Origin of the sequence: Lysinibacillus telephonicus, from assembly GCF_039654155.1 — a bacterium.
In the GTDB taxonomy this organism is placed as follows: Bacteria; Bacillota; Bacilli; order Bacillales_A; family Planococcaceae; genus Ureibacillus; species Ureibacillus telephonicus.
In genome coordinates this window covers 644,117-668,046 of the sequence record NZ_CP155468.1, presented here as the reverse complement: position 1 = coordinate 668,046, position 23,930 = coordinate 644,117, and the positions used below count along the sequence as shown (strand labels likewise).

General features: G+C 34.5%; 23 protein-coding genes. 5 read left to right on the top strand and 18 right to left on the bottom strand.

The genetic code is table 11. The annotated features are described in order from the left end of the window. The first annotated feature begins 347 nt into the window (after positions 1-347). On the top strand, positions 348-1,538 hold the full coding sequence (locus MKY04_RS03250) for a pyridoxal phosphate-dependent aminotransferase (RefSeq protein ID WP_126293181.1): 1,191 nt from the start codon (positions 348-350) through the stop codon (positions 1,536-1,538). Between the two features lie 538 nt (positions 1,539-2,076). Then, complete coding sequence (locus MKY04_RS03245; protein WP_126293179.1) at positions 2,077-2,727, top strand: LysE family translocator; 651 nt, start codon at positions 2,077-2,079, stop codon at positions 2,725-2,727. 143 nt (positions 2,728-2,870) lie between these two features. Here MKY04_RS03245 and MKY04_RS03240 read toward each other — a convergent pair whose 3' ends face one another. The 13 genes from MKY04_RS03240 to MKY04_RS03180 all read right to left on the bottom strand — a co-directional run bounded on the left by MKY04_RS03240 (position 2,871) and on the right by MKY04_RS03180 (position 13,418). Continuing rightward, complete coding sequence (locus MKY04_RS03240; RefSeq protein WP_346235300.1) at positions 2,871-3,284, bottom strand: phosphotransferase; 414 nt, start codon at positions 3,282-3,284, stop codon at positions 2,871-2,873. Beyond that, entirely contained in the window at positions 3,281-3,409 is a 129-nt protein-coding gene (locus MKY04_RS03235) for a hypothetical protein (protein ID WP_346235299.1), read from the bottom strand. Before MKY04_RS03235 ends, MKY04_RS03240 begins: the two co-directional genes overlap by 4 nt. 84 nt (positions 3,410-3,493) lie before the next feature. Then, positions 3,494-3,628 carry a hypothetical protein gene (locus MKY04_RS03230; RefSeq protein WP_346235298.1) on the bottom strand — a complete coding sequence of 45 codons (135 nt, stop codon included), beginning with the start codon at positions 3,626-3,628 and terminating at the stop codon, positions 3,494-3,496. 360 nt (positions 3,629-3,988) lie between these two features. Continuing rightward, on the bottom strand, positions 3,989-4,846 hold the full coding sequence (locus tag MKY04_RS03225) for a MetQ/NlpA family ABC transporter substrate-binding protein (RefSeq protein ID WP_346235297.1): 858 nt from the start codon (positions 4,844-4,846) through the stop codon (positions 3,989-3,991). Between the two features lie 14 nt (positions 4,847-4,860). Continuing rightward, the gene (locus MKY04_RS03220) at positions 4,861-5,502 is read right to left on the bottom strand and encodes a methionine ABC transporter permease (protein ID WP_126293277.1); all 642 of its coding nucleotides are present in this window, start codon (positions 5,500-5,502) and stop codon (positions 4,861-4,863) included. A 27-nt stretch (positions 5,503-5,529) separates the two neighbouring features. Then, positions 5,530-6,531 carry a methionine ABC transporter ATP-binding protein gene (locus MKY04_RS03215; RefSeq protein WP_126293174.1) on the bottom strand — a complete coding sequence of 334 codons (1,002 nt, stop codon included), beginning with the start codon at positions 6,529-6,531 and terminating at the stop codon, positions 5,530-5,532. A 360-nt stretch (positions 6,532-6,891) separates the two neighbouring features. After that, positions 6,892-7,962, bottom strand: coding sequence for a nucleotide kinase (locus MKY04_RS03210; protein ID WP_126293172.1), 1,071 nt, complete (start codon positions 7,960-7,962; stop codon positions 6,892-6,894). Between the two features lie 89 nt (positions 7,963-8,051). Continuing rightward, entirely contained in the window at positions 8,052-9,239 is a 1,188-nt protein-coding gene (locus MKY04_RS03205) for a glycine C-acetyltransferase (protein ID WP_126293170.1), read from the bottom strand. 169 nt (positions 9,240-9,408) lie between these two features. Next, positions 9,409-10,077, bottom strand: a complete 669-nt coding sequence (locus tag MKY04_RS03200) for a YczE/YyaS/YitT family protein (protein ID WP_126293169.1) — start codon at positions 10,075-10,077, stop codon at positions 9,409-9,411. A gap of 177 nt (positions 10,078-10,254) precedes the next feature. Continuing rightward, positions 10,255-10,740, bottom strand: a complete 486-nt coding sequence (ybaK, locus tag MKY04_RS03195) for a Cys-tRNA(Pro) deacylase (RefSeq protein ID WP_126293167.1) — start codon at positions 10,738-10,740, stop codon at positions 10,255-10,257. A gap of 136 nt (positions 10,741-10,876) precedes the next feature. Next, positions 10,877-11,077 (bottom strand): hypothetical protein, encoded by a 201-nt coding sequence (locus MKY04_RS03190; protein ID WP_346235296.1) that lies wholly within the window; start codon positions 11,075-11,077, stop codon positions 10,877-10,879. A 23-nt stretch (positions 11,078-11,100) separates the two neighbouring features. After that, positions 11,101-11,610 (bottom strand): hypothetical protein, encoded by a 510-nt coding sequence (locus MKY04_RS03185; RefSeq protein WP_126293165.1) that lies wholly within the window; start codon positions 11,608-11,610, stop codon positions 11,101-11,103. Between the two features lie 167 nt (positions 11,611-11,777). Further along, a complete protein-coding gene (locus MKY04_RS03180; protein ID WP_246020176.1) occupies positions 11,778-13,418 on the bottom strand; it encodes a Na/Pi cotransporter family protein in 1,641 nt (546 codons plus the stop codon). Between the two features lie 342 nt (positions 13,419-13,760). Here MKY04_RS03180 and MKY04_RS03175 point away from each other — a divergent pair, with 342 nt between their 5' ends. Further along, complete coding sequence (locus MKY04_RS03175) at positions 13,761-15,950, top strand: DNA topoisomerase III (RefSeq protein WP_346235295.1); 2,190 nt, start codon at positions 13,761-13,763, stop codon at positions 15,948-15,950. A 136-nt stretch (positions 15,951-16,086) separates the two neighbouring features. On the opposite strand, the gene MKY04_RS03170 is transcribed toward MKY04_RS03175, so the two are convergent. Further along, on the bottom strand, positions 16,087-18,171 hold the full coding sequence (locus MKY04_RS03170) for a sensor domain-containing protein (protein WP_346235294.1): 2,085 nt from the start codon (positions 18,169-18,171) through the stop codon (positions 16,087-16,089). A 491-nt stretch (positions 18,172-18,662) separates the two neighbouring features. Between MKY04_RS03170 and MKY04_RS03165 the strand changes: the two genes are divergently transcribed. Further along, the gene (locus tag MKY04_RS03165; protein WP_346235293.1) at positions 18,663-19,505 is read left to right on the top strand and encodes a YitT family protein; all 843 of its coding nucleotides are present in this window, start codon (positions 18,663-18,665) and stop codon (positions 19,503-19,505) included. A gap of 117 nt (positions 19,506-19,622) precedes the next feature. On the opposite strand, the gene MKY04_RS03160 is transcribed toward MKY04_RS03165, so the two are convergent. The 4 genes from MKY04_RS03160 to MKY04_RS03145 form a co-directional block, all read right to left on the bottom strand. Further along, on the bottom strand, positions 19,623-20,009 hold the full coding sequence (locus MKY04_RS03160; RefSeq protein ID WP_126293158.1) for a VOC family protein: 387 nt from the start codon (positions 20,007-20,009) through the stop codon (positions 19,623-19,625). Between the two features lie 207 nt (positions 20,010-20,216). Further along, the gene (locus MKY04_RS03155; RefSeq protein WP_246020174.1) at positions 20,217-20,642 is read right to left on the bottom strand and encodes a DUF3021 domain-containing protein; all 426 of its coding nucleotides are present in this window, start codon (positions 20,640-20,642) and stop codon (positions 20,217-20,219) included. 1 nt (position 20,643) lies between these two features. Then, complete coding sequence (locus MKY04_RS03150) at positions 20,644-21,093, bottom strand: LytTR family DNA-binding domain-containing protein (RefSeq protein ID WP_126293156.1); 450 nt, start codon at positions 21,091-21,093, stop codon at positions 20,644-20,646. A 374-nt stretch (positions 21,094-21,467) separates the two neighbouring features. Further along, positions 21,468-22,892 carry a PLP-dependent aminotransferase family protein gene (locus tag MKY04_RS03145; protein ID WP_126293155.1) on the bottom strand — a complete coding sequence of 475 codons (1,425 nt, stop codon included), beginning with the start codon at positions 22,890-22,892 and terminating at the stop codon, positions 21,468-21,470. A gap of 111 nt (positions 22,893-23,003) precedes the next feature. Between MKY04_RS03145 and MKY04_RS03140 the strand changes: the two genes are divergently transcribed. Further along, entirely contained in the window at positions 23,004-23,903 is a 900-nt protein-coding gene (locus MKY04_RS03140; protein WP_126293154.1) for a DMT family transporter, read from the top strand. Positions 23,904-23,930: the final 27 nt, after the last annotated feature.

Genomic DNA, 23,930 nt, shown 5'->3' with positions numbered 1-23,930 from the left:
ACCTTATTTACCATTTATTATATAATTATATCAAACTACTTTTAATAATTGTCTAAGGATTCTATTATTTTTCCATACCTCTATAATGCTTCTAAACACTAACAGGAAAAGAAACGATAGCTGCAACAGTTAAATCGAAAAAGATTTTTATAGTAATTACTATATTAATAAATTGATTTTCCACTTGAAATCCATGGTTTACGAAGCACTCAAACAATTATATTATTAAAGAAAGAATTTCCGGAATTTATTTTCCGAATATTTCGGTTATAACTATTTGATTTTTCATAGGTTTGGAATTTCCCGTATACCTATGCAAATAAATTTATTGAAAAAGAGGAACTGACATGGAATTTTCAAATAAACTTCAAAAGCTCCCAACGCAGTTTTTTGCTGCGCTTGTGCAAAAAGTAAATGCAGCGATTGCAGAAGGACGAGATGTCATTAATCTCGGCCAAGGGAACCCCGATAGACCAACGCCTGCTCATATTATAAAAGCTCTTCAGCAAGCGTCGGAAAACCCACAAACACATAAATATTCCCCGTTTCGTGGTATTCAGGAGTTAAAAGAAGCAGCAGCAAACTTTTATAAAAGAGAATATAATGTGGACATTGATCCAAATACGGAAGTGGCGATTCTAGGCGGTTCAAAAATTGGCTTAGTTGAGCTGCCAATGGCCATTTTAAATCCTGGTGATTATATGCTTTTGCCTGATCCGGGTTATCCTGATTACTTATCAGGTGTAGCGCTTGGCGATGTTCACTTTGATACGATGCCTCTACGTGAAGAAAATGAATTTTTGCCAGATTACAATGCATTATCAGATGAAGTTAAGCAACGAGCTAAATTAATGTATTTAAACTATCCAAACAACCCAACTGGTGGTACAGCGGATCTTGAATTCTTCAATAAAACAGTTGAATTTTCTAAGGAAAGTGAAATAGCAGTTGTACATGATTTCGCTTACGGTGCAATCGGGTTCGATGGGCAGCGTCCTGTAAGCTTCCTTCAAGCTGATGGAGCAAAAGAAGTCGGTGTGGAACTTTATACGTTATCTAAAACGTACAATATGGCGGGATGGCGTGTTGGCTTCGCAGTTGGAAATGCAGATATTATTGAGGCTATCAACTTGATTCAAGACCATCTGTTTTGCAGCATCTTCCCTGGAATCCAATATGCCGCAATAGCAGCACTTGATGGAGAACAAGATTGTGTAGACGAACAATGCGTAATTTATGAAAATCGACGAAATGCACTCATAAGAGAAGCAAAACGAATTGGCTGGGATGTAAAAGCTCCAAAAGGTTCATTCTTTGCATGGCTCCCCGTCCCTGATGGATATACAAGCGAACAATTTGCTGATTTATTATTAGACAAAGCAGATGTTGCGGTTGCAGCAGGAAACGGCTTTGGGGAGTACGGTGAAGGTTATATTCGAGTTGGCCTATTGGTAAGTGAGGATCGTTTGACAGAAGCAATTAGCAGAATTGAAAAGTTAAATATTTTTAAAGTGAAAAACGTTTTAATATCAAATTAACTCGAATCTTTCATTGAAAATGGACGTCCCCAAAAATTAATGGGCGTCCATTTTTACTTTATTCTTCAAAATTCAGTTTTCTCCTTTGCTGTATAAAAAAGCTAACAATTAATAATAAAATCCACAAACGAGACTCCATGTATTGGTTTGGTTTGGATATTCTTTTACAGCAACCCATATAAAAAATGCGGACAAAGGAAAATGGTAAATGGCATACGGTAACGTCTTCTGTCTCTACTTTATTATCTTCACTTACTTCATCACTTCAGTATTCTTAAATATCGCCATGAAGATACTCTACAGCCCTACAAATTGCCTCTAAAGTAGAACATCAGAAGTTTATTAGTTATCTAAATAAAAAAGACCCTTTTAGAAAGTCCTTCATTAAAGGGATGTCCTTATATTAACCTATCAAGTATTTATCAGAAAATGTTTTTAGAAAAAACTTACAAATAAGTTACGCAATATTCAGAATCCTTATTGTTTTATTGTGCATTAAAGATTATTATAATTTTATAAATTTTAAGGAGGATCACAAATGTTCGATTTTCATTTAATTGATTATTCGCTCTTACCTGCATTTATTCTAGCTGCATTTATTATATGTGTGGCACCTGGACCAGATATGGCGTTTGTAATAAGTCGAAGTATTTCTCAAGGAAGAAAGCATGGAATTGCAACAGCCATTGGCATCCAGATAGGGACAATCATTCATATTTTATTAGCTGTATTAGGTTTATCTGCAATCCTAATGACATCTGTGTGGGCCTTTCTTATATTAAAATATATAGGTGCAGCATATTTAATATATTTAGGAATACAAACACTCAAAAATAGAAATAGTTTTAGCATTTCAACAGATAAGAAGAAAGTTAGCATTCGTAAAGCGTTTTGGGAAGGTGCACTTACAGATATATTCAATCCAAAAGTAGCTTTATTCTTCTTAACATTTATTCCTCAATTTATTGACCCTAGTTTATCGAATACAGCGATTCAATTTATAATTTTAGGTTTAATTTTAGGTATATTAGGTTTAATTGTTGATATTACAGTAGCTTTAATAGCAAGTTTATTTGGTAATTTCCTAGCAAAAAGTAAAATAGCACTTTGGTGGCAACAGACTATAAGTGGAGTAACATTGCTCGGTCTTGGTGCCTGGTTGGCGTTGGAAGGAAAAGCAAAAAATTAAACCAAAGTATTGTTCTCCATAGTAAAGGCCTCGAATAGAGCACTTTTTAAGTGTTCATTATTCGGGGTTTAGTTTTTATCCTGATCGAAATACTCTCTTTCTTAGAAATATTTATGATCAATCAGCTTAATGTACTATAGCATTTATTTAATTCGTGCTTCAGTTTTTAAACATTTCATAATCCAAGATACCGTTTCTTCAGGAGACATTGTTGAGGAATCAATCCACAATCCGATTTTAGGATTTTCATTGATTAGTACTTCATAAAGAGGTTCAACTTGCCAAGTAGTATACCCTGTCTTATTTCGTTTTTGCTCTCTATTAATTATTGATTCAACACTCGGATTTAACGTAATAAAGTAAACTGGCTTAGATTCGAATTCATTTAGAAAAGAAATTACTTCTTTTCCTAAATACGTATCTTGTATAACTACAGAAAACCCTGCATTGTAATACATTTCAGCCACCTTTGCAGCCATCTTATAACGTAGTTTCAATTGCTCGACGGCACTTTGAGAATAATCTGGAGTCATATCAATATTCCCTTTTACGATCATTTTTCGGAAAATATCTCCACGCACGTGAACACCTTTTCAAATTGCTCTGCTAACATTTGTGCAATTGTAGATTTACCGGAGGCCATTATCCCCGTTATAATATAAATTCCTCTTTCAAAAGTCATAGTTTATTTCCTCCTGGAATATCATTGGCTATCCTTATTCCGAAATGGAATTGTCGAATAAATATCAAATAAATCACTGATAGTTTATTTAATAACTTCATCGCCACCTGTTCCATTTATTGCTGTATCGAGCCTTGCATACATTATTAGCAAAAGACTTTTGGCTTCTAATTCTTCTAGCTGTTGTATTCTTTCCTTTACTTTATCAATCTCTAACAATATATTTTCCTCCTTAATTTTTAGGATTCAATTATGTCCAGCCTGATCTCTCTTCCTCTGATAATTCATTACAACCAACTAGCATAAAAAAGGGATAGAACTCCCAATAATATTTCTCTCCCCTAGCAGCTAAGTTCCCACCCATATTAGTATAAATATCTACTTCACTTTAAATTATTTTCCATAATAAAAGTACCTAAGTTCGAAGGTGAAATTTATTACTAGCACGAGGCATCTTGTATTACCTGTAACTTTCAAGTCGTGGATATCTTCCTCAAAGTCATATAAAAAACCAAATAAAAAGCTTAAGGTATTCGCTATTAACAAACACCTTAAGCTCTTTTTACTAAAGTTATTAAATTAACGATTTGTCATCCATTCCGGTTTACCGAAACCTTGGAATTCAGCGTCAATTACTTCTTCAAATTTAGCTGATTCTACGATTTCAATAATGTCTTTTGCAAGTTGGCTATCTTTATTTTCAGCTTTTACTGCTACAACATTGCGGTATTGGTCTGGCATGTTTTCTAAGAACATTGCATCCATTAGATCTAAGCCAGCTGCTAAAGCGAAGTTACCTGGCACTGCTGCGATGTCAACGCTTTGGATTTGGCGTGGTAGTGAAGCAGCTTCAACTGGCTGGAACACTAAGTTTTTATCGTTTTTCACAACATCTTTTTCTGATGCAGTTAAAGTATCAACGTTAGGGTCGATTTCAATTAAACCTTGTTCTTGTAAAGATGAAAGCGCACGTGCTGCATTTGATGGGTCGTTTGGAAGTGCAACTGTTGCACCGTCAGCAATTTCTTCTACAGAAGTAAATTTATCTGAGAAAAAGCCCATTGGAGCAGTTGGTACGATAATTAACGGCTCTAAATCCATATTGTTTTGCTGTTCGAAAGTTTCTAAATAAATTGTATGTTGGAACAAGTTTGCATCAATGTCGCCATTGTTTAATGCAATGTTGGGTTGAATGTAGTCACCAAATTCTTTAAGTTCTACTGTATACCCTTTTTCCTCTAATTGAGGGATGATTGCTTTCTTTAACATATCACTATATGGGCCTGCAGTAGCTCCTAAAATAATCTCTTTGTCTTCAGTAGTGTCAGCTGTGCTGTTGCTGCCATTAGTTGTTGTAGCAGCTTCATCCTTACCGCCACATGCCGCTAAAACTACAGCTAATGCAAGTGTAAGGAATACTAGTAAATACTTCTTCATTTTTTATTCTCCTTTTATCTTTTATCGATTGATTTTGCAACTAGTTCTCCAGTTAATTGAATTAGTTGTACTAAAATAACTAAGATAGCTACTGTTGCGATCATAATTGTATCGTCATAACGATAATAGCCGAATCGTATCGCTAAATCCCCGATACCTCCGCCGCCTACTACCCCTGCCATCGCAGAGTAAGCAACCAAACTAATAATCGTTAATGTGACCCCTCGAATAATACTTGATCTTGCTTCTGGAATTAGGACATCCTTTATAATCATCCATGGTGTAGCGCCAACAGCAATTGTAGCTTCAACAACACCTTTATCAATTTCTCTCATCGATGATTCTACGAGTCTTGCAAAATATGGGATAGCTGCCACAGAAAGAGAAACACTTGCTGCAACTGGTCCAATCGTTGAACCAATGAGTAAATTCGTTAGCGGGAATAATGCAACTAACAAAATAATGTAAGGGATGGAACGTACTAAGTTCACCGCAAATCCAAATACATTTTTAATAAATCGATTTTCCCAAAACATTCCTTTATCTGATACGAATAATAAAATACCTAGCGGCAACCCAATAACTAGTGAGATTGAAACCGAAATCGCAATCATAATGATTGTTTCTTTGAAGGCTTTCCAAATATCTGGCAGCATACTTATAAAATACGGAAAATCGAACACCTAGACCACCTCCACTATTGCGCCACGTTGTTCCATATAATGCTTGGCCTCATTTACTGCGGCAATTTCACCTTGTAATTCCATGATGAAAATCCCAAGTGGACGTTCTTGTATGTATTCAATCGTGCCATGTAGAAAGTTTCCTTTTACATTAAAGCGTTGCATTGTATCAGAAATAACACCTTCGCCTGCCACTTCGCCTTTAAATAAAATTTTAATAATTTGTCCTTTTACATCCTTTAAAATTTCATTTGGAATATCAAAAGATACGACACTTTTAATAAACTCTTGTGTTAGAGGCTCTTTCGGCTCAGCGAATATATCATAAACTTCGCCCGTTTCAACTACACGGCCATCTTGCATAATCGCCATTCGATTACAAATTTCTTTTACAACATCCATTTCATGTGTAATTAGAACAATTGTAATTCCTAGCTTTTCATTAATTTCTTTCAATAATCTCAAGATGGAAAGTGTTGTTTTTGGATCGAGTGCTGATGTTGCTTCGTCACAAAGTAGAATAGAAGGATTGTTTGCTAGTGCTCTTGCAATCCCAACACGTTGTTTTTGCCCGCCACTGAGCTGTCCAGGATAAACATCCCGCTTATCGGTTAGACCTACCATTTCAAGCAGTTCATTAACACGTTGTTCAATTCTGTTTTTTGGTGTTTTTGCAGCCCGTAATGCAAAGGCAATATTTTCACCAACTGTCTTTTGGCTAATAAGATAAAAATGCTGGAATATCATCCCGATTTTTAAACGAGCGATACGCAATTCACTACTAGAAAGTTGTGTTAAATCTACACCATCAACAAGAACTTTCCCACTTGTCGGCCTTTCTAGTAAATTTACACAACGAAGTAATGAACTTTTCCCTGCACCAGAGTAGCCAACGATTCCAAAAATGTCGCCTTTGTTAATCGTTAGAGAGACGTTATCTACACCGACTATTTGTTTCTTTTTAGATTCATAGATTTTCGTAATATTTTGAAACTCTAGCATGTACTTCTCCTCACTGGTCAGTATTAGTTAATACCAACTAAACATCTATATTTTATCAAAATACATTGAAATCTCTGTTATGTCAATAAATACAGAGAAATTGTTTGACTAATAAAATAATAAACTATTTTTATAATTTTAACTCAAAATAAAAAAATTGCTACCCATATAGTAAAAAAGCAGCAAAGTGGTTATTCTAAAAGGAATTTTGAATTTCTTTTCTTGCGATGAAGTTGCGTAGTACTGCAGGAGTAAAAAAAAAAAGGAGGCTGGGCCGTCCAGTAACTTTTATTTTTTGGACGCCCCTGCTTTAGATATCATTAATCCCCATATTATTTAAGTAGAAAACAAATTACTTTCTTATATAAATAATCCCTCTGTCCGTTTATCAAATTCTTCTGAATTGACTGCTTGATCTATTATTTCGCGTACCTTTCTCTCTTCCTGAGCATACAAATTGGCATTGATTGTCGCATCATAAATAGCAGATTTATATTCTGCAACAATCTTTTGTATATTGCTCTCTTCAACCTTTGTTGGATGGCAATGCTGAGCAATGTCAAAGATTTCATCTCCAGCTCGACTTTCATCCGGGAAGTAAACATGTGGTTCAGTGCTGTCAAAAATACAAAACTTTAGCTCTGGTAAAATAACCATATCTACTGAATTTGAATCAAGACCACACCATACCATTTGCACATCATATCCTCTTGAAGCAGCTTCGTCGGCAAGTTTTTTCATCATAGATGACTTTCCAGTGCCTGGGTAACCTTTTATAAACAGCCTTCTTTCAAGATTTTCTGTGATGCTTTTAACCGTATCCCGCGCCCCTTTTGGAGTTAATGTTCCAAGCAGACGGTGTGTTCTTTTTGCAATTTTAGCTAGTTTTGCGTCCCCAAAAAGATCGCTCTTTAGTTCATCAAATTGTTCATCTAGTCCTTGCCAGTTCATATATCTTCTTGTTTCAACTTCCCAATCATCATGAATTTTAATCGCATTAGCTAAAGCAGAAAAGCAATTTTGATAGTATTCTGCTTTTGTTTCATATAATTGTTCAAGTTGCTCACCATGTAAAGTAAGCTTTTGCTCATCTAGACAATCATATAATGAAATGACTTTATCTCTTTTTCCTAATACGATAGGTTCAACAGATGGATTGGTAGCTTGGAGGTAAAGAATGTTGTAAGGATTTTTTACGAATATAGCTTCGAGGGTATTTTCAAAAAGCGGGTCAAGGAAGTATTCAACGTCTACTCCTTTATTGCTGTAGTGATTTGCAAGTTTTCCAAGCAGATCAGATATTTTAAAACTATGTGCTCCTTTTAAAAGATATACTGTGTTTGCTTCCGTGCTCATTAATTCTTTATATAAATGTTTCATGCCTTGCCCAGTCATTGCTTGCCCGAAAAAGTATGTTATTGTCCCAGTCAAAATTTCATCCTTCCATAGATTCGTTAACTTATTTTTATGTCAACAGCCTAAAAAAGGTACCTAGTTTTAGTTCACTAGGTACCTCATCTTTAGATTACTCCTAATTCACGACCTACTTTTTCATAGATTGCAAGAGCGTTATCGAGCATTTCTTTTGTGTGGGCTGCTGTTGGCATATTGCGCACACGCCCTGTTCCTTTTGGTACTGTAGGGAAGACGATCGCTTTTGCGTAAACCCCTTCTTCTACAAGGCGTTTAGAAAACTGTTGCGTTAGCTTTTCATCCCCAATTATACATGGAGTGATTGGCGTTTCTGACGCACCAATGTTAAATCCTAACTTTTTCAAACCTGCTTTTAAGTAGTCGCCATTTTCCCAAAGTTTGTCGTGCAATTCGGTTGAGTCCATAATCAATTGTACTGCACGTGTAATGGCAGCAACATCTCCCGGAGTTACAGCTGTTGAGAATAAAAATGGACGAGAGCGAACTTTTAACCAATCGATTAAATTTTTCTTCCCTGCCACATAACCACCTACTACCCCAATCGCTTTCGATAGGGTACCGATTTGGAAGTCGATTTCTTTTTCTAGTCCAAAATGTTTTACAGTTCCTTTTCCTTTACCTGTTACACCTGAACCATGAGCATCATCTACATAAGTGATTAAGTCAAACTCTTTTGCAATTCCCACAATTTCAGGAAGCTTTGCAATATCGCCATCCATCGAGAAAACTCCGTCTGTAATAACCATAATTTTATTGTATAAGCCTGACTCTTTTGCTTCTTTTGCTTTTGCACGTAAATCTTCCATATCAGAATGATTGTATGCAATAATTTTAGCCTTTGATAAACGACAGCCGTCAATAATAGAAGCATGGTTTAATTGATCTGACAGAATCGCATCATTTTTATCCATGACTGCAGAGATGGCAGCCATATTACAGTTAAAGCCAGATTGATAAGAAATCGCCGCTTCTGTACCTTTAAATTCTGCAAGCTTTTCCTCTAATTTCACATGAAGGTCTAGTGTTCCATTAATTGTACGGACTGCCCCTGAACCAACACCATACTTATCAATTGCTTCCTTGGCAACTTGCTTTAGTTCCCCATTGGTTGCCAATCCTAAATAGTTGTTTGAAGATAGGTTAATTAGTTGCTTTCCGTTCACTTGAATAATCGGACCATTAGCGCCTTCTACAGCATCGATTTCATTGTATAAACCTTGATCTCGCAGAATCTGTAAGTTTTCATTTAAAAATGTATCTAAAATTTTAGCCATACCTTCAACATCTCCCATTCAAAAAATTCTATGTTCATTTTAGCATAACAACTATCAAAGAATCCCCTCTATTTCATACACTCACTATGTGAAAACAATAATTGGCAAAATTATTTTATTTAGTTTGTACTTTTATAGCTTAAAGGAAAATTTAAAACACTCGCAAAAGCTATGATTCTTTTGCGAGTGTTTTAGATTGATGTTTGGAAACAAGTTTTTCGGCCTCTGGTTCTGAAATTTGCTTCTCCAGCAGCTTTCTAAAAAATGACAAGGCCGGTTGAATGATGGAACCTGTAGATAACACGATAATAATCGTTCCAATTCCAACAGGTCCTCCAAGCAGCCATCCTAAAACTACTGCCGATAACTCCATTATGAAACGTGCTCTACGGATTGAACCACCAAATTTCTCCACAATTAAAATCATAAGTGTATCACGCGGCCCTGCGCCTAAATTAGGCGAAATATACATAGCACATCCTAAACACATAACGACTAGACCAAAAATAAAATATAGGACTTCAAAAATAAAAATATCCGTATTAGGTAGCAGCCAGCTAAAACCATCAATGAATACACCACAAAGAATCATATTCAACCATGTTGCTACTTTCGGCCATTGTTTTAAATAGATAGATGCGCCTGTAACAATAACTAAACCGGTAATAATCGACCATGAACCGATTGAAAAGCCGATTTGCTTAAATAAACCGATATGCAGCACATCCCACGGGCTCACTCCTAACACTTTCCCCTTAATTATCATCGAAATGCCAAGTGACATAATAGCAATTCCCCCAAAAAAGAATAGCCATTTCCACTTTAACTCTCTTCGCATTATAAAGCCTTCTTTCTCTTTATAGAAAAGCGTAAGCTCCCTTTAACTGCTGGATGTGGGTAGCCCTAATTCGATAAGCCTACCCACTCTCAATCAAGGGCAGACAGCGACCTAAAGGAATCGGATAGCTTACGCTAGACATTCTTTTAAACTTTCTTTAGAAGTTGACACCCACAACTATATTGTTAAACTTGCAAACTTCCCTTGGGTTACTTTAATTAAATCACTGGGATTTAATTGAATTTGCATCCCAATCTTACCCGCACTTACTAGAATATACTCAAGATTTTTAGCTGATTCGTCAATAAAGGTTGGAAACAGCTTCTTCATTCCTACTGGCGAACATCCACCACGGATATACCCTGTAGTAGCCAATAAATCTTTTACATGGAGCATTTCAATTTTCTTTTCACCAGCTGCTTTTGCACATGCCTTCAAATTTAATTCCTCTGCTACAGGAATAACAAAAACAAAAAATTTACCTGCACCTGCTGTTGTCACTAGTGTTTTAAATACATGAGAAGCCGGATGCCCCACCTTTTGTGCAACTGTCACCCCATCAAGTCGATTGTCCTCAATTGTATACTCCATTAAGTTGTAGGCGATTTTTTTTTGATCTAATAAACGAACCGCATTTGTCTTTGCCAGTTTTTGTTTTGCCATCTATAACACTACTCCTATATATAGAAAAATTCCATACCTAAATCATATCAAATTTGTAAAGATTTCATTGTACATTTTGTTTTTTTAGCAAAATAAAAATACCCATTGCATAAAATGGGCACTTTCCTTCACTATATTATTGAACTTTTTGTAAATGTCGAACTAATTGATCATAATGCCCTACAACATGTTGAACAATTAAATGATCAATTAAGAAGGACAATGGCTTACCGTCAAAGTTTGGATTATAACTTGGAGCAGTTTTTGTCAGATCCTCTTCTTTTACCTTTCCGAATGTTTTTTCTACTCTTGGAACAACTGTCATTATGTTTGCCAAGTCTTTAAGTATTCTTTATTGTTTTATGCAGTTAAAAAATATTGTGGTTGATCAATGTTATATCCGTTCTGTGCTAGTTGCATATGATAAGTGTATGTTGAAACAGCCTTGTTGTAAGTTCTTTCAAATATTATATTTTCTAACTGCTTTCCTCCCACTTGCTCAAAATTTCGATTGAAGCTTTGCATAAAACGTTCAGGGATTACGAATTCGAATTGCTCGTCTGAAAATGATTCAAAGCCATCATCTCCACTACTGGCAATCTCATTTTTGACAGGTGATAAATAATTTTCAATTGTATCTTCTTGGACACTTTCCAAATCTTTATTTAAAGTAACATTATCATTTTCGAAGAGTTCTTTTTCGGTTTTACCGGTAATTAGATTCTCAAGAATTTCTAGCATTGTGCTAGTATTCTTTTGAGTGTAACTGGCATTCTTTTTATAGGCATCATTCATTTCTTTGCGCTGCATTAAACGTTTGCGCTCATCCATATTAATGTTGCCTTCATTTAAAAGACTCGCAATTCTCATCCGCATCACCTTTTTTTAACATAAATTTTCATATATTTTACATAATATAGTAATTTTCTTAAACTAAATTTACAAATATTTTGATTTAAATAACGAAAAAAGCAACACATTATTTATACGGAAAATTAAAAAGCTGTGCAAAGAAATAATCTTCGCACAGCCTTTAATTAAATTGCTCCAAACGGATGATTTTCTTCTAATATTGTCTCAGCAATATTTACTGCATGATCACCGATACGCTCTAAGTTACTTATAATATCAGCGTAAATAATGCCTGCTGAGCCTGAACATTCTCCATTATTTAAGCGATAAATATGGCGTTTGCGCAATACACGTTCCAATTCATCAATTCGATCTTCCTTGCTAATAACTTCTCTTGCAAATTCTTTGCTTTGTTTATCTAAAGCAAGGACTGATAGGCTTACTGTATCTAAAACGAATTCGTACATTTCCTTTAGCTCTTCATAAGCTTCTTCGCTGAATTTAACACGATTCATTTCTTTAGATTGAATTAATTCGACAAGGTTTTCGAAATGATCCCCTACCCGCTCAATATCACGAATATTTTGGAATAGCGAGTGATGCAATTTAGAATCTGTTTCAGAAAGTGATTCTTTTGATAGCTCTACTAAATAATCTGTCGTTACTCGATCTAAATTATTAATCGCATCCTCTAATTGTACTGTCATTGTTACATGTTTCTTGTCACCAGTAAATAAGAAATCCATCGATTCTTGAAGACCTTTTACTGCAAATTCACCCATTCTTACTACTTCCTGTTTTGCTTGTCCCAATGCAATTGATGGGGATTGCTCAATTAGCGATAAGTCTAAGTGCTTCGGTGCATACTCAATCGATTCGTCCTCACCAGGGACAATTTTAGTCACAATATATGCTAAAACACCTACGAACGGTAGCTGAATGATTGTATTAACTACATTAAACGTACCATGAGCAAAAGCAATTTGCATTTTCTCTTCAAGATTTAGTGCACCAGAAATCCACTCAACATAATTAGTGAATAATGGTAGTATTAATAAGAATATAATTGATCCAATGATGTTAAATAATACGTGTGAAGCCGCTGCACGACGAGCTGTAATAGAAGCACCTAAAGAAGCTAGTACAGCTGTAATCGTTGTTCCTATATTGTCACCAAATAGAACTGGTAGAGCTCCACCTAAAGGAATTAGCCCTTCCGAATATAGTCCTTGTAAAATACCTACTGTTGCAGAGGATGATTGTACAACTACTGTAAACAATGTTCCTGCAATAACCCCTAAGATAGGATGGTCACTAAAGTTAACTGTTAAATCAATAAATGCATCCCAGTCTCGCAGGGGCTTCATGCCATCCCCCATCATTTCTAACCCGATAAATAAACCTGCAAAACCGAATAAAATTTGTCCGATATTCTGAATTGTATTCTTTTTAAAGAAGAATAAAAGGACAGCACCAAGTGCCATAATTGGGTATGAATAAGCCCCGACATCAAAACCGATAATAAATGCCGTAACCGTCGTACCAATATTGGCACCCATAATAACGCCAATTGCCTGACGCAATGTCATAAATCCTGCACTAACAAGTCCAACAGTAATAACCGTTGTCCCTGAACTAGACTGAATTAATACGGTAACAACAATCCCGACTAAAACGCCCATTAAAGGATTTGTTGTAAATCTATCTAATATTTCTCGAAGCCGATCTCCTGCTGCTTTTTGCAGACCGTCTCCCATAAACTTAATTGCAAATAAAAATAAACCTAAACCGCCCAGGAACTGGAAAATCATCGTCTGCCAATCCATTTTTTTATATTTTCACCCTTTCGATTGTTTCGACACCTATTATTTATAATTTACGCAGCAATGTAAATGTTTTTACAAATTTGAAATATAACATTTACAATCCCTTTACAATTGGTTAATAAAATGTTCATAATTTTGATGTTTACATAATAATTCACCTTTATAATAGAAGGTTATGGAAATTTTTCATTTATATTTTCTTTTAAAAAGTATTCCCGAATCAGCTTAAATAACTCAAATTGAATTTTTAAAACCTTTTTTCTATATGAATAATTTCCTCCCTAACTGAAACTGCAAGGAGCATATGCTATAATCGTATGGAAATTAGAAAGGATGTTTATCATGGCAAAAAGCTTAGTGCTAGCTGAAAAACCATCTGTAGCGCGTGATATCGCTAGAGTATTAAAATGCAGTAAAAAAGGCAACGGTTATCTTGAAGGTGATCAATATATTGTTACTTGGGCTTTGGGGCATTTAGTTACATTAGCCGATCCCGAAAGCTACGATGTGAAATATAAAACGTGGAATTTAGAGGATTTGCCGATGTTGCCAGACCGTTTAAAATTAACGGTTATTAAGCAATCCGGCAAACAATTTAATGCAGTTAAATCACAATTATTACGCAATGACGTATCGGATATTATTATTGCAACGGATGCTGGCCGTGAGGGTGAATTAGTTGCCCGTTGGATCATTGAAAAAGCAAAAGTAAAGAAACCGATTAAACGTTTATGGATTTCATCTGTTACCGACAAAGCGATTAAAGATGGGTTCAAAAATTTAAAACCAGGGAAAACATATGAAAACTTATATGCTTCCGCTGTTGCTCGATCAGAAGCAGATTGGTATATCGGTTTAAATGCTACCCGCGCTCTTACTACTCGTTTTAATGCGCAGCTGAACTGTGGCCGCGTGCAGACTCCTACTGTCGCGATTATTGCTCAGCGTGAAGAGGAAATTAAAACCTTTAAGCCGCAAACCTATTACGGAATTGAGGCGCAAACAGCAGACGATTTAAAATTAACGTGGCAGGATAAAAACGGAAATTTGCGTAGTTTTGATAAAGAAAAAATAGATGGGCTGGTTAAAAAGCTTGGCCGTCAAAATGCAGTTGTGTCAGACATTGAACGCAAATCGAAAAAATCATTTGCACCTGGTCTTTATGATTTAACAGAGCTTCAACGTGATGCCAACAAAATTTTCGGATATTCAGCAAAAGAAACATTAAATATTATGCAGAAATTGTATGAGCAGCATAAGGTGTTGACATACCCCCGAACTGATTCACGCTATTTATCAAGTGACATAGTGGCGACACTTCCTGAAAGATTAAAAGCATGTGGTGTTGGAGAATATCGTCAACTGACAAATAAGGTGCTTTCTAAACCTATAAAATCAAATAAATCCTTTGTCGATGACAGTAAAGTAAGTGACCACCATGCAATCATTCCGACTGAAGGATACGTTAACTTCTCTGCATTTAATGATAAAGAGCGAAAAATTTATGATTTAGTCGTAAAGCGTTTCTTGGCAGTATTATTCCCTGCATTTGAATATGAACAGCTGACTCTTCGTGCAAAAATTGGGGATGAAAGTTTTATTGCTCATGGAAAAACGATTCTTTCGAGTGGTTGGAAAGAGGTATATGAGAATCGTTTCGATGATGAAGAAAATACCGATGATGTAAAAGAACAAATTTTGCCTCGCATTGAAAAAGGTCAAACCTTAAATGTGAAATTGATTGCCCAGACTTCTGGCCAGACAAAGCCACCAGCACGTTTTACCGAGGCAACCTTACTTTCAGCAATGGAAAACCCAGTAAAATATATGGGTACTCAAAATAAACAATTAGCTGAAACATTGAAGTCAACTGGTGGTCTCGGAACAGTTGCGACACGTGCTGATATTATTGATAAATTATTTAATTCATTTTTAATTGAAAAACGCGTCGGCAAAGAAATTTACATTACTTCTAAAGGTCGTCAATTACTTGATTTAGTTCCGGAAGAATTAAAATCCCCTGCCCTTACCGCAGAATGGGAAATGAAACTTGAGCAAATTGCAAATGGAAAATTGAAAAAAGAAGTATTTATTTCTGAAATGAAAAATTATACAAAAGAAATCGTTTCTGAAATAAAGGCAAGCGATAAAAAATATAAACATGATAACATTTCCACAAAATCTTGCCCTGACTGTGGAAAACCGATGCTTGAAGTAAACGGTAAAAAAGGCAAAATGCTTGTTTGTCAGGATCGAGAATGTGGACATCGCAAAAATGTATCCCGCGTTACAAACGCTCGTTGTCCACAATGTCATAAAAAGCTGGAGTTACGTGGTGAAGGCGAAGGACAAATTTTTGTGTGTAAATGTGGATATCGCGAAAAGTTATCCACTTTCCAACAACGCCGCAGCAAAGAATCGAAAGGAAAAGTGGATAAACGTACTGTACAAAAGTATTTAAAACAGCAAAATCAAGAAGAGCCTGTGAATAACGCATTAGCAGAAGCATTAAAAGGGCTGAAATTTGATTAAGCTAAATTATTTTTCTGTATAGAAAATTTGTACCTGTCGCTTCGCTTTCGGTACAGATAATTTGTACCTGTCGCTTCGCTTTCGGTACAGATAAGTGGCCCTCTCATCCTTTTATGAGAGGGCCACTTTTTGCTTGCTATTTTCTTATAAATCTTTTATCTATAAAATTCGGGATTTCCTCAAAAGGTATCGGCTTACTAAAAAGATAACCTTGAATATTATAACAACCAAGTTTTTCTAGATATAATAACTGACATTCTTCCTCTACTCCTTCAGCAATTATCCCTTTATCTAAACTATTTGCCATTGAAATAATAGTATGTACAATCGCTTCCTGACCTGAAGCATTTATATTTTGTATAAATGATCGGTCAATTTTGAGTGTATTAATAGGAAGCACCCCTAAATAATTTAGAGATGAATAGCCTGTACCAAAGTCATCAAGAAACACTTCAATCCCCAGTTCCTTCAATTGAAGAAGCTTTTCAATAGTTCTCTCTATATTCTTCATCATAATACTTTCAGTTAATTCTATTTTGAGTAATTTTGGATCAAAGTTAGTCTCATTTAATATCTTTATAAGTTTACTAAGAAACAGTTCATCTTCAAATTGCTTTGTTGATACATTTACTGATAAATAAGCCGAAACATCACAGTTCCTATATAATTCATTAAACTCTATACAAGCCTTATGAAAAACCCACTCACCTAATGGGATGATAAGCCCCGATTCCTCTGCTATTGGAATAAACTCAGATGGGGAAATTGTTCCTAATGTTGGGTCATTCCATCTTAAAAGAGCTTCAAACCCTACAATACTTTTATCTCTAATATCTATAATAGGTTGATAGTGTAATGTCATGGAATCTTTGTATAAAGCTTGACGCAAAGCTTGTAATACATCTAATTTCCTACATAATTCTTCTGAAAAGTCAGCTTTATAGAATTTATATGTGTTTTTACTATCTCTTTTAGCTGCATTTAGCGCTTGATCTGCGTAAGTAATTAGCCGTTCCGTCACAGTGGTATGATCTGGAAAAATACTTATTCCAATACTCGCTGTAAGGACATAACACCTTTCTCCTAAATAGATTGGATTTAGTATCGCATCAATAAGCTTTCGAGCTTCTGTTTCAACTTCTTTAATATCGTCTATATCTTGCAATAAGATAATAAACTCATCTCCACCTAGCCTTGAAACGATATCTCCCTTTTTTAAAGTATCTTTTAAACGTTTTGCCACAATCGTTAATACTTTGTCTCCTACAGTATGGCCAAGTGTGTCGTTTATCGACTTGAATTCGTCAAGATCAAAGAAAAGAATAGCAATTTTTTTGTTTTCCTTCTTTGCATTTAAAATTGCTTTATCTAAAAGCTGTTCAAATAGTCTGCGATTTGGTAAATCGGTTAGTTCATCATGAAACGCCATAAATTCTAATTTTTCTTCTGCCAATCGCCGTTGATGAATGTCTACAACAACCCCATTAAGTTTAACTAAATCTCCTGATTCATTTAATATTGGCGTTGTATAATTTGATACCCACTTTATATTTTGATTAGCATCAATAATTCGATACTCCAACTTTAATGTCTGCCTGTCAGCTGCTAATTTAGGCTGCATGTTTTCAACATAAGCAACATCATCAGGATGGATAACCTCTTTCCATAAATCGGGATTTTCTGTAAATTCTTCTTGAGAGTATCCATAAATTTTCTTACAAGCAGAAGAAATTTGATATACCACTTCATGTTCAAAATCTGTTGACCATACACATACATCGATGCTATTAAAAATACTTTCTAAGTCTATTTTTGTCCTTTCAAGCTCACCTTGCATAAAGTTTTTTTCTGTTATATCTTTAACAATACCCGCAACACCTAAAACCTGATTCCCTACAATTATAGGTACTGAAGTTCCGTACAATTCGATAACAGCACCTGTTTTATGTTTAATTGAAACTTCGAAGCTTTTTATTTTTTCATTTGTTAGTACATCTATAAATAACTCGTTCATAGACTCTTTGAATTCATCAACTATTAAATCAAGAAAAGAAAGTTTAGAAAACTCCTCCTTCGAATACCCCGTTAAGTCCTTTGCCATTTGGTTAATTAGAATAAATTGTCCGTTTCTGTCTATTGCGTAACATGGATCTGGATTAAATTTGAAAAGGGATTTATAAATTGCGAATAAGGTATTTAGATCATCAAAAATAGAGTTCATCTATGCTGCCTCACTTTAATTTAATAGTATTAAATCAGTATTTCAAACCATACAAAAAATCATATAAAGGTAGGTCTTTTGATACAAATTGTATTTTATATTATCTTAAAATTCAATAAGTTTTTACTATTAATAAGGTAATTATTTTAAATATTTTATAAATCAATCAATAATCTGATAATATTTTAAAGGAGAAGTTAAATAATAAAATTTCCACCCCTACCCAACCGCCATAAAAATCGCTTTCCCCTTCCCTCGGTCTAATAAAATATCATATTGAAACTAATAGCATACTTTAAAACTATTAAATACAGTATGGAATCAAAGAATAAGCAACTTAATGTAAAAATTTACTTGTTCTTACACTACTAGGTTGACTCTCTATAAATTCATGTTATCCTTGTTACTAAATTAGCATCCCCTCTATGAGGATTAAAGGAAGCTTATCTATGTATTTCTTAAACATATAATTTTAATTGAGGGGTAAAATCATGAACAAAAAAATTAGATTAGAGCTTTTAATGATTATAGTAGGCTCTTTTATTTTTTCGGTAGCTATCAATATATTTGTAATTCCAAATAATTTCGGAGAAGGAGGAGTAACGGGCACTACCATTATTTTGTACTACTTATACGAATGGTCCCCTGGTCTAGTTAGTTTCATTTTAAATGGACTATTAATAGCGGTTGGATATAAGTTTTTAGATAAAAAAACAACTATTTATACAATTATTGCAGTTATAGCAATATCTTTATTTTTGCATTTCACTGAGAACTGGACAATTCAATCAAACCAAGATATACTTAACGCTTTATTTGGTGGAGTTATTGTAGGAGTTGGACTTGGTCTTATTTTACGTTCAGGAGGAACTATTGCGGGTTCAACGATACTGGCAAAAATTACTCAAAAATATTTAGGATGGAGTGTAAGTTACGGACTTTTATTTTTTGATTTAGTTGTGGTGTTTTGTTCTTATTTTATTATTGGAATGGAAAAGTTAATGTTCACCATTTTAATGTTATACATAGCTACTAAAGTTATGGACTTTATCATCGAAGGTTTAAATACAAAAAAGGCCGTAACTATCATTACTAAAAATCCAGACGAAATAGCAAAACAAGTCAATGAACAAATAAACAGAGGCGTTACTGTATTTAATGGATATGGTTTTTACACAAAAAATTCAAAAGAAATTCTTTATGTTATTATCAACAAACAACAATTAGTGGAACTGAAGAATATTATAAAATCAATTGACCAAACGGCATTTGTCACTATACATGATGTTAGAGATGTATTTGGTAAAGGGTTCGTAGATATTAACAAAAATTAATATAGAAATCCCATACCTATTTAAGACTAAAAATATTGAAATTCAAATTAAGCCATGCCTACAAAATACTGTAAGCATGGCTTTCGTCTCAAATGTATATCTTGGTTTGATGCAGTTTTAATTATTTACCTTTTCCATTACTGCAAAGTAATTATCTTCAGTATCTGCAAAATTAAATACTCTTCCGGAAGGCATATTTACAATTTCTCCAACTGTTACATTTTTATTTGATAGATTACTGTATAGCAGCTCCAGGTTTTCCGTGAAAAACATTAAAGAAGGTGTACCAAGATTTAATTCAGGCTCCATTTTTGCAACAAGTTCCTTATTATGCAGGATAATGCTTGTTTCTGCATCCCTTGCTGGAGCAATTTCAATCCATCTCATACCTTGTCCATTATCTTCTTCAGAGATGACTAAAAACCCCACCTTTTCCGTCCAAAAACTTACTGCCTCATCCTGGTTATTAACGTACAACATAATTTGACCGACCTTACTAATCATAAACTTCCCCACCCCTTATATTAGTATTAATGCCAAACCTTCCCCTTTATCAAAGTTGTTCATATCTTATGTCAATTACTTGATAAAAGAATGTTTTGGGTAACAGATAATTCCCCGCATCAATATAGGATTTTTCACTGTTTTATTAATTATTCTTTAAGGGGGTGAGAAATTCCTTTACAACACTTTAATTACACTATTTGCAAATCATAAATTCTCTCTTCTTTTTTGAATAAAGAGATTCATTTCTTCTATATCACGTTTTTGAAGAAGTAAAGCAATCCCCCAACTAATAATGTAAATAACAACAATTGAAATCAAAAGACTTATGATAGTGGCAATACTCGTAACGTCATACCATTCCCCAATATTCCCAGCAGCAAACACACAAATGGTTACGACAATAAAGTGAATAAATAGTTGTAATGTAAAACTAAAGCGTTCTGTTTTAAAAATGAGTGAAATCAAACCGATGACAATACCAAGAATGGCAGCAATAATAACTTGTTCAAACAATTCTTTCCCTGTTATCGGAGCGTTTGAATCAGCTAAAAGATTAAATGTCACTATTGTGTATGATGAACTTAATCCAATTAACAATCCAATTATGGCAAACCGTATAATCTTTATCATTTTAATCTCTCCCTATACCTAATCGTTTTTTCAAGCCTTTAAAATATTTGCGGCTTACATGAACTGATGATTCATCATCTAAAATTATTTCCGTCGAACCAATGCGACCCATTTGAATTGAGGCGATTTTATCCATATTGACGAGCATAGATTTGCTTACTCGAACAAAATCATGTGACAGCATCGTTTCCAGCTCGTAAAGCTTTCTCTTCGATTCAAATTCATGCCCTATCGTTTGCAAATAAACCTTCGCTCCTTCTGCATAGATAAAATAAATGTCTTTGACTTTGAGCATATGAATTTCTTGCTGTAAATAGCCATCAATGACCTTCGTTGTCTGTACTTCTTGTAATTGTTTCATCAGTTCCTCGATTTGTTCATTATATTGTTTTGCACATATATGAACTTCAGTTTCTTGATATTTCTCGTCAATCATTAATTGAATTTTCATAACTGCCTCCTTCCTTCATTGTTACTGTAACATATGATTTTGTAAGTTTTTCTCTTTGCTTAATAAGTGGTAAAAAAGTGGATATAAGCGGTTTAGTTTATCAAATCAAAATAAAATATGTACGGAGATTTTAGCATTCGTGAAATATAGGTGGACTTAAAGAAAGAGGAACCTGTGAATAACATCTCAAATGCTTGAGGTTATTGTATGTGCATTTTCATCCATAAGCTCCCTATTCTTTATAATTACTATTACAACAAAAAATCCCTGCTCACCTCTAAGTTTAAAGCAGGGGTATTTCTATGCATTCAATTATAAGGACTTAATGAAATCAATACATTAATAGGAGTTTTAAATTGTCCCTTTTTCTAGATTCATGTTGCAGAAGTTCGGCTTTTAATACTATACATTGCTTGGTTAAGTCTTGTTATACCTTCTTCTATTTCTCCATTTGTCAGATGGCCAAACCCTAAAATAATCCGATTCTTATGTTTCCCTTTTTCTATAGCATGGTCTTCTACCGGATATATTTTAACGCCAAACACTTCAATTTCATCGAGTAAGTCTTTTGAAAAATGACATTCTTTCCATTCAACTATTAGATGCAAACCAGTTGAATAACCGCAAATTTTTATATTATTAGAAAAGGTCGTTTTTAAACAATGAATTAGGAAGTCTCTTCTTTTTTTATAAATCTTCTTCATTTTCATAATATGTCTTTCCAAATGCCCTTCTTCAATAAAACGAGCAAGGATAAGCTGATCCATAGAGGGTGTATGTAAATCTGAAAACCATTTTAATTTACGGCACTTTTCAATAAGATGTGATGGAAGAATTACATACCCCATTCTAAGAGCTGGTGATAGGATTTTACTAAAAGAACCGATATATAACACACGTTCTGGATCCAACCCCTGCAACGAACTTACAGGTGGGCCTTCGTATCGAAACTCACTGTCATAATCATCTTCAACAAGATAGCAACTCGTTTTTCGTGAATAGTTTATCAACTGGATACGTCGTTGAATCGGTAATACTCCGCCCAAAGGATACTGATGGGAAGGGGTAACAAAGACTAATTTCGGACTAATATGTGATGGAAGCAGCGACGTCTTTATCCCATATTCATCAACCGGTATTGGATAAAGGCTAGAACCTAAAGCTTTAAAAATTGTTTGTATATCACTTGTTATAGGATCCTCAATAATTACTGAATCCTCTGTGGATAAAAGTAATTTCGAAACAAGTGTTAAGGCTTGCGTTGCGCCAGAAGTAACGACAATTTGTTCTGGATGACAAACAACCCCTCGTGTTTTTAGTAAATAACGGGATAAAACTTGCCTCAGTTCATAACGCCCTTCCGGAACATCATATCCAAATGTTGAAGGTGCTGCTTCATTCCATATGGCTAGTGACAACCTTGCCCAAATCTTACGTGGAAATAAGTCCAATGCTGGTATTCCAGAGCGAAAGTTGATCATGTTATGACCTTTATTTTTGTCTTCACCCCAATCTGTAGAATGAAATGAAGGAATTCCACCATGTTCCTTTAAAAAAGCTCCATCAGCGACAAATGTTCCTGAACCCATTTGTGAAACTAAGAAACCTTCAGCCAATAATTGATCATAAGCTTCTAAAATTACATTCCTTGATACTTTTAACTCTGAAGCTAGCTCCCGTGTTGAAGGTAGTTTTTCCCCTGATTGTAGGTCCCCATTTAAAATTAGCACTCGTATTTGCTCATAAACTTGTCTAATTAAAGGTATATCCAATGACCGATCAATAGTTATCCATAGCATATGTATATCCCCCCTTCACAAAATTGGCACCATCAAAAGATATAAAAAGTGGCACTAATATAAACCATTTTACCATGATAAGGTAAATACAAATAGAAAGGAGTAAACCTATTGAACGAAAATTTAGTCCCAAGTTTGAAAATTATGTTAGCAATGATTATTGTAGGAAGTTCAGTAATAGTAGGAAAATTGATTGTGCAGAGTTTCCCAGTATTCTTAGGAGCTGAATTAAGATTCCTTATCGCAACGATTATTTTAGTCCCTTTAATGATAATACTTGAAGGATTCCCTTCTATTAGTAAACAGGATTTATTGATTCTATTTTTACAAGCATTTTTTGGTGTATTTTTATTTAATATCTTTATGTTATATGGACTGACAATAACTACGGCAATGGAGGGTGGAATTATTACAAGTACAGCTCCTGCAATCACAGGGGCAATTGCCTTCCTTTTCCTAAAGGAAAAATTGGGCAAAAATGTAATATTAGCAATTTCACTTGCCATTTTCGGCACATTAATAATTAATTTTACCGAATCTATTTCAACGGTTGGAAATTCCTCATTAATAGGAAACTTACTTATTTTCTGCTCGGTTATATGTGAATCTTTGTTTATTATATTTGGGAAGTTTGTTGCAGAGCGAGTTAGCCCCCTTGCTATTTCTACAATCGTGAGTATTTTTGGGGCTGTCTTATTTTTACCATTTTCCCTCTATGAAGGCAGTCAGTTTAACTTTGGAGAAGTATCCGTTTTAGAATGGGGATTAGTATTCTATTCAGGTATCGTTGTAACCGTCATTGCCTTTATTCTTATGTACCAGGGGGTTTCAAAAATTCCTGCAAGTACTGTAGGCGTATTAACATGTGTTTTACCAATAAGCAGTGTCATACTTTCAATAGTTATTTTAGGGGAAAAAATGACTTTTACCCACCTGATAGGAATATGTTTAATATTAATAGCCATTTACTTGATTGCAAGACCCGAGAAACAAAATAATTTAAGAAATTAGGATTTTCAATTAAATTGCTACATTAAC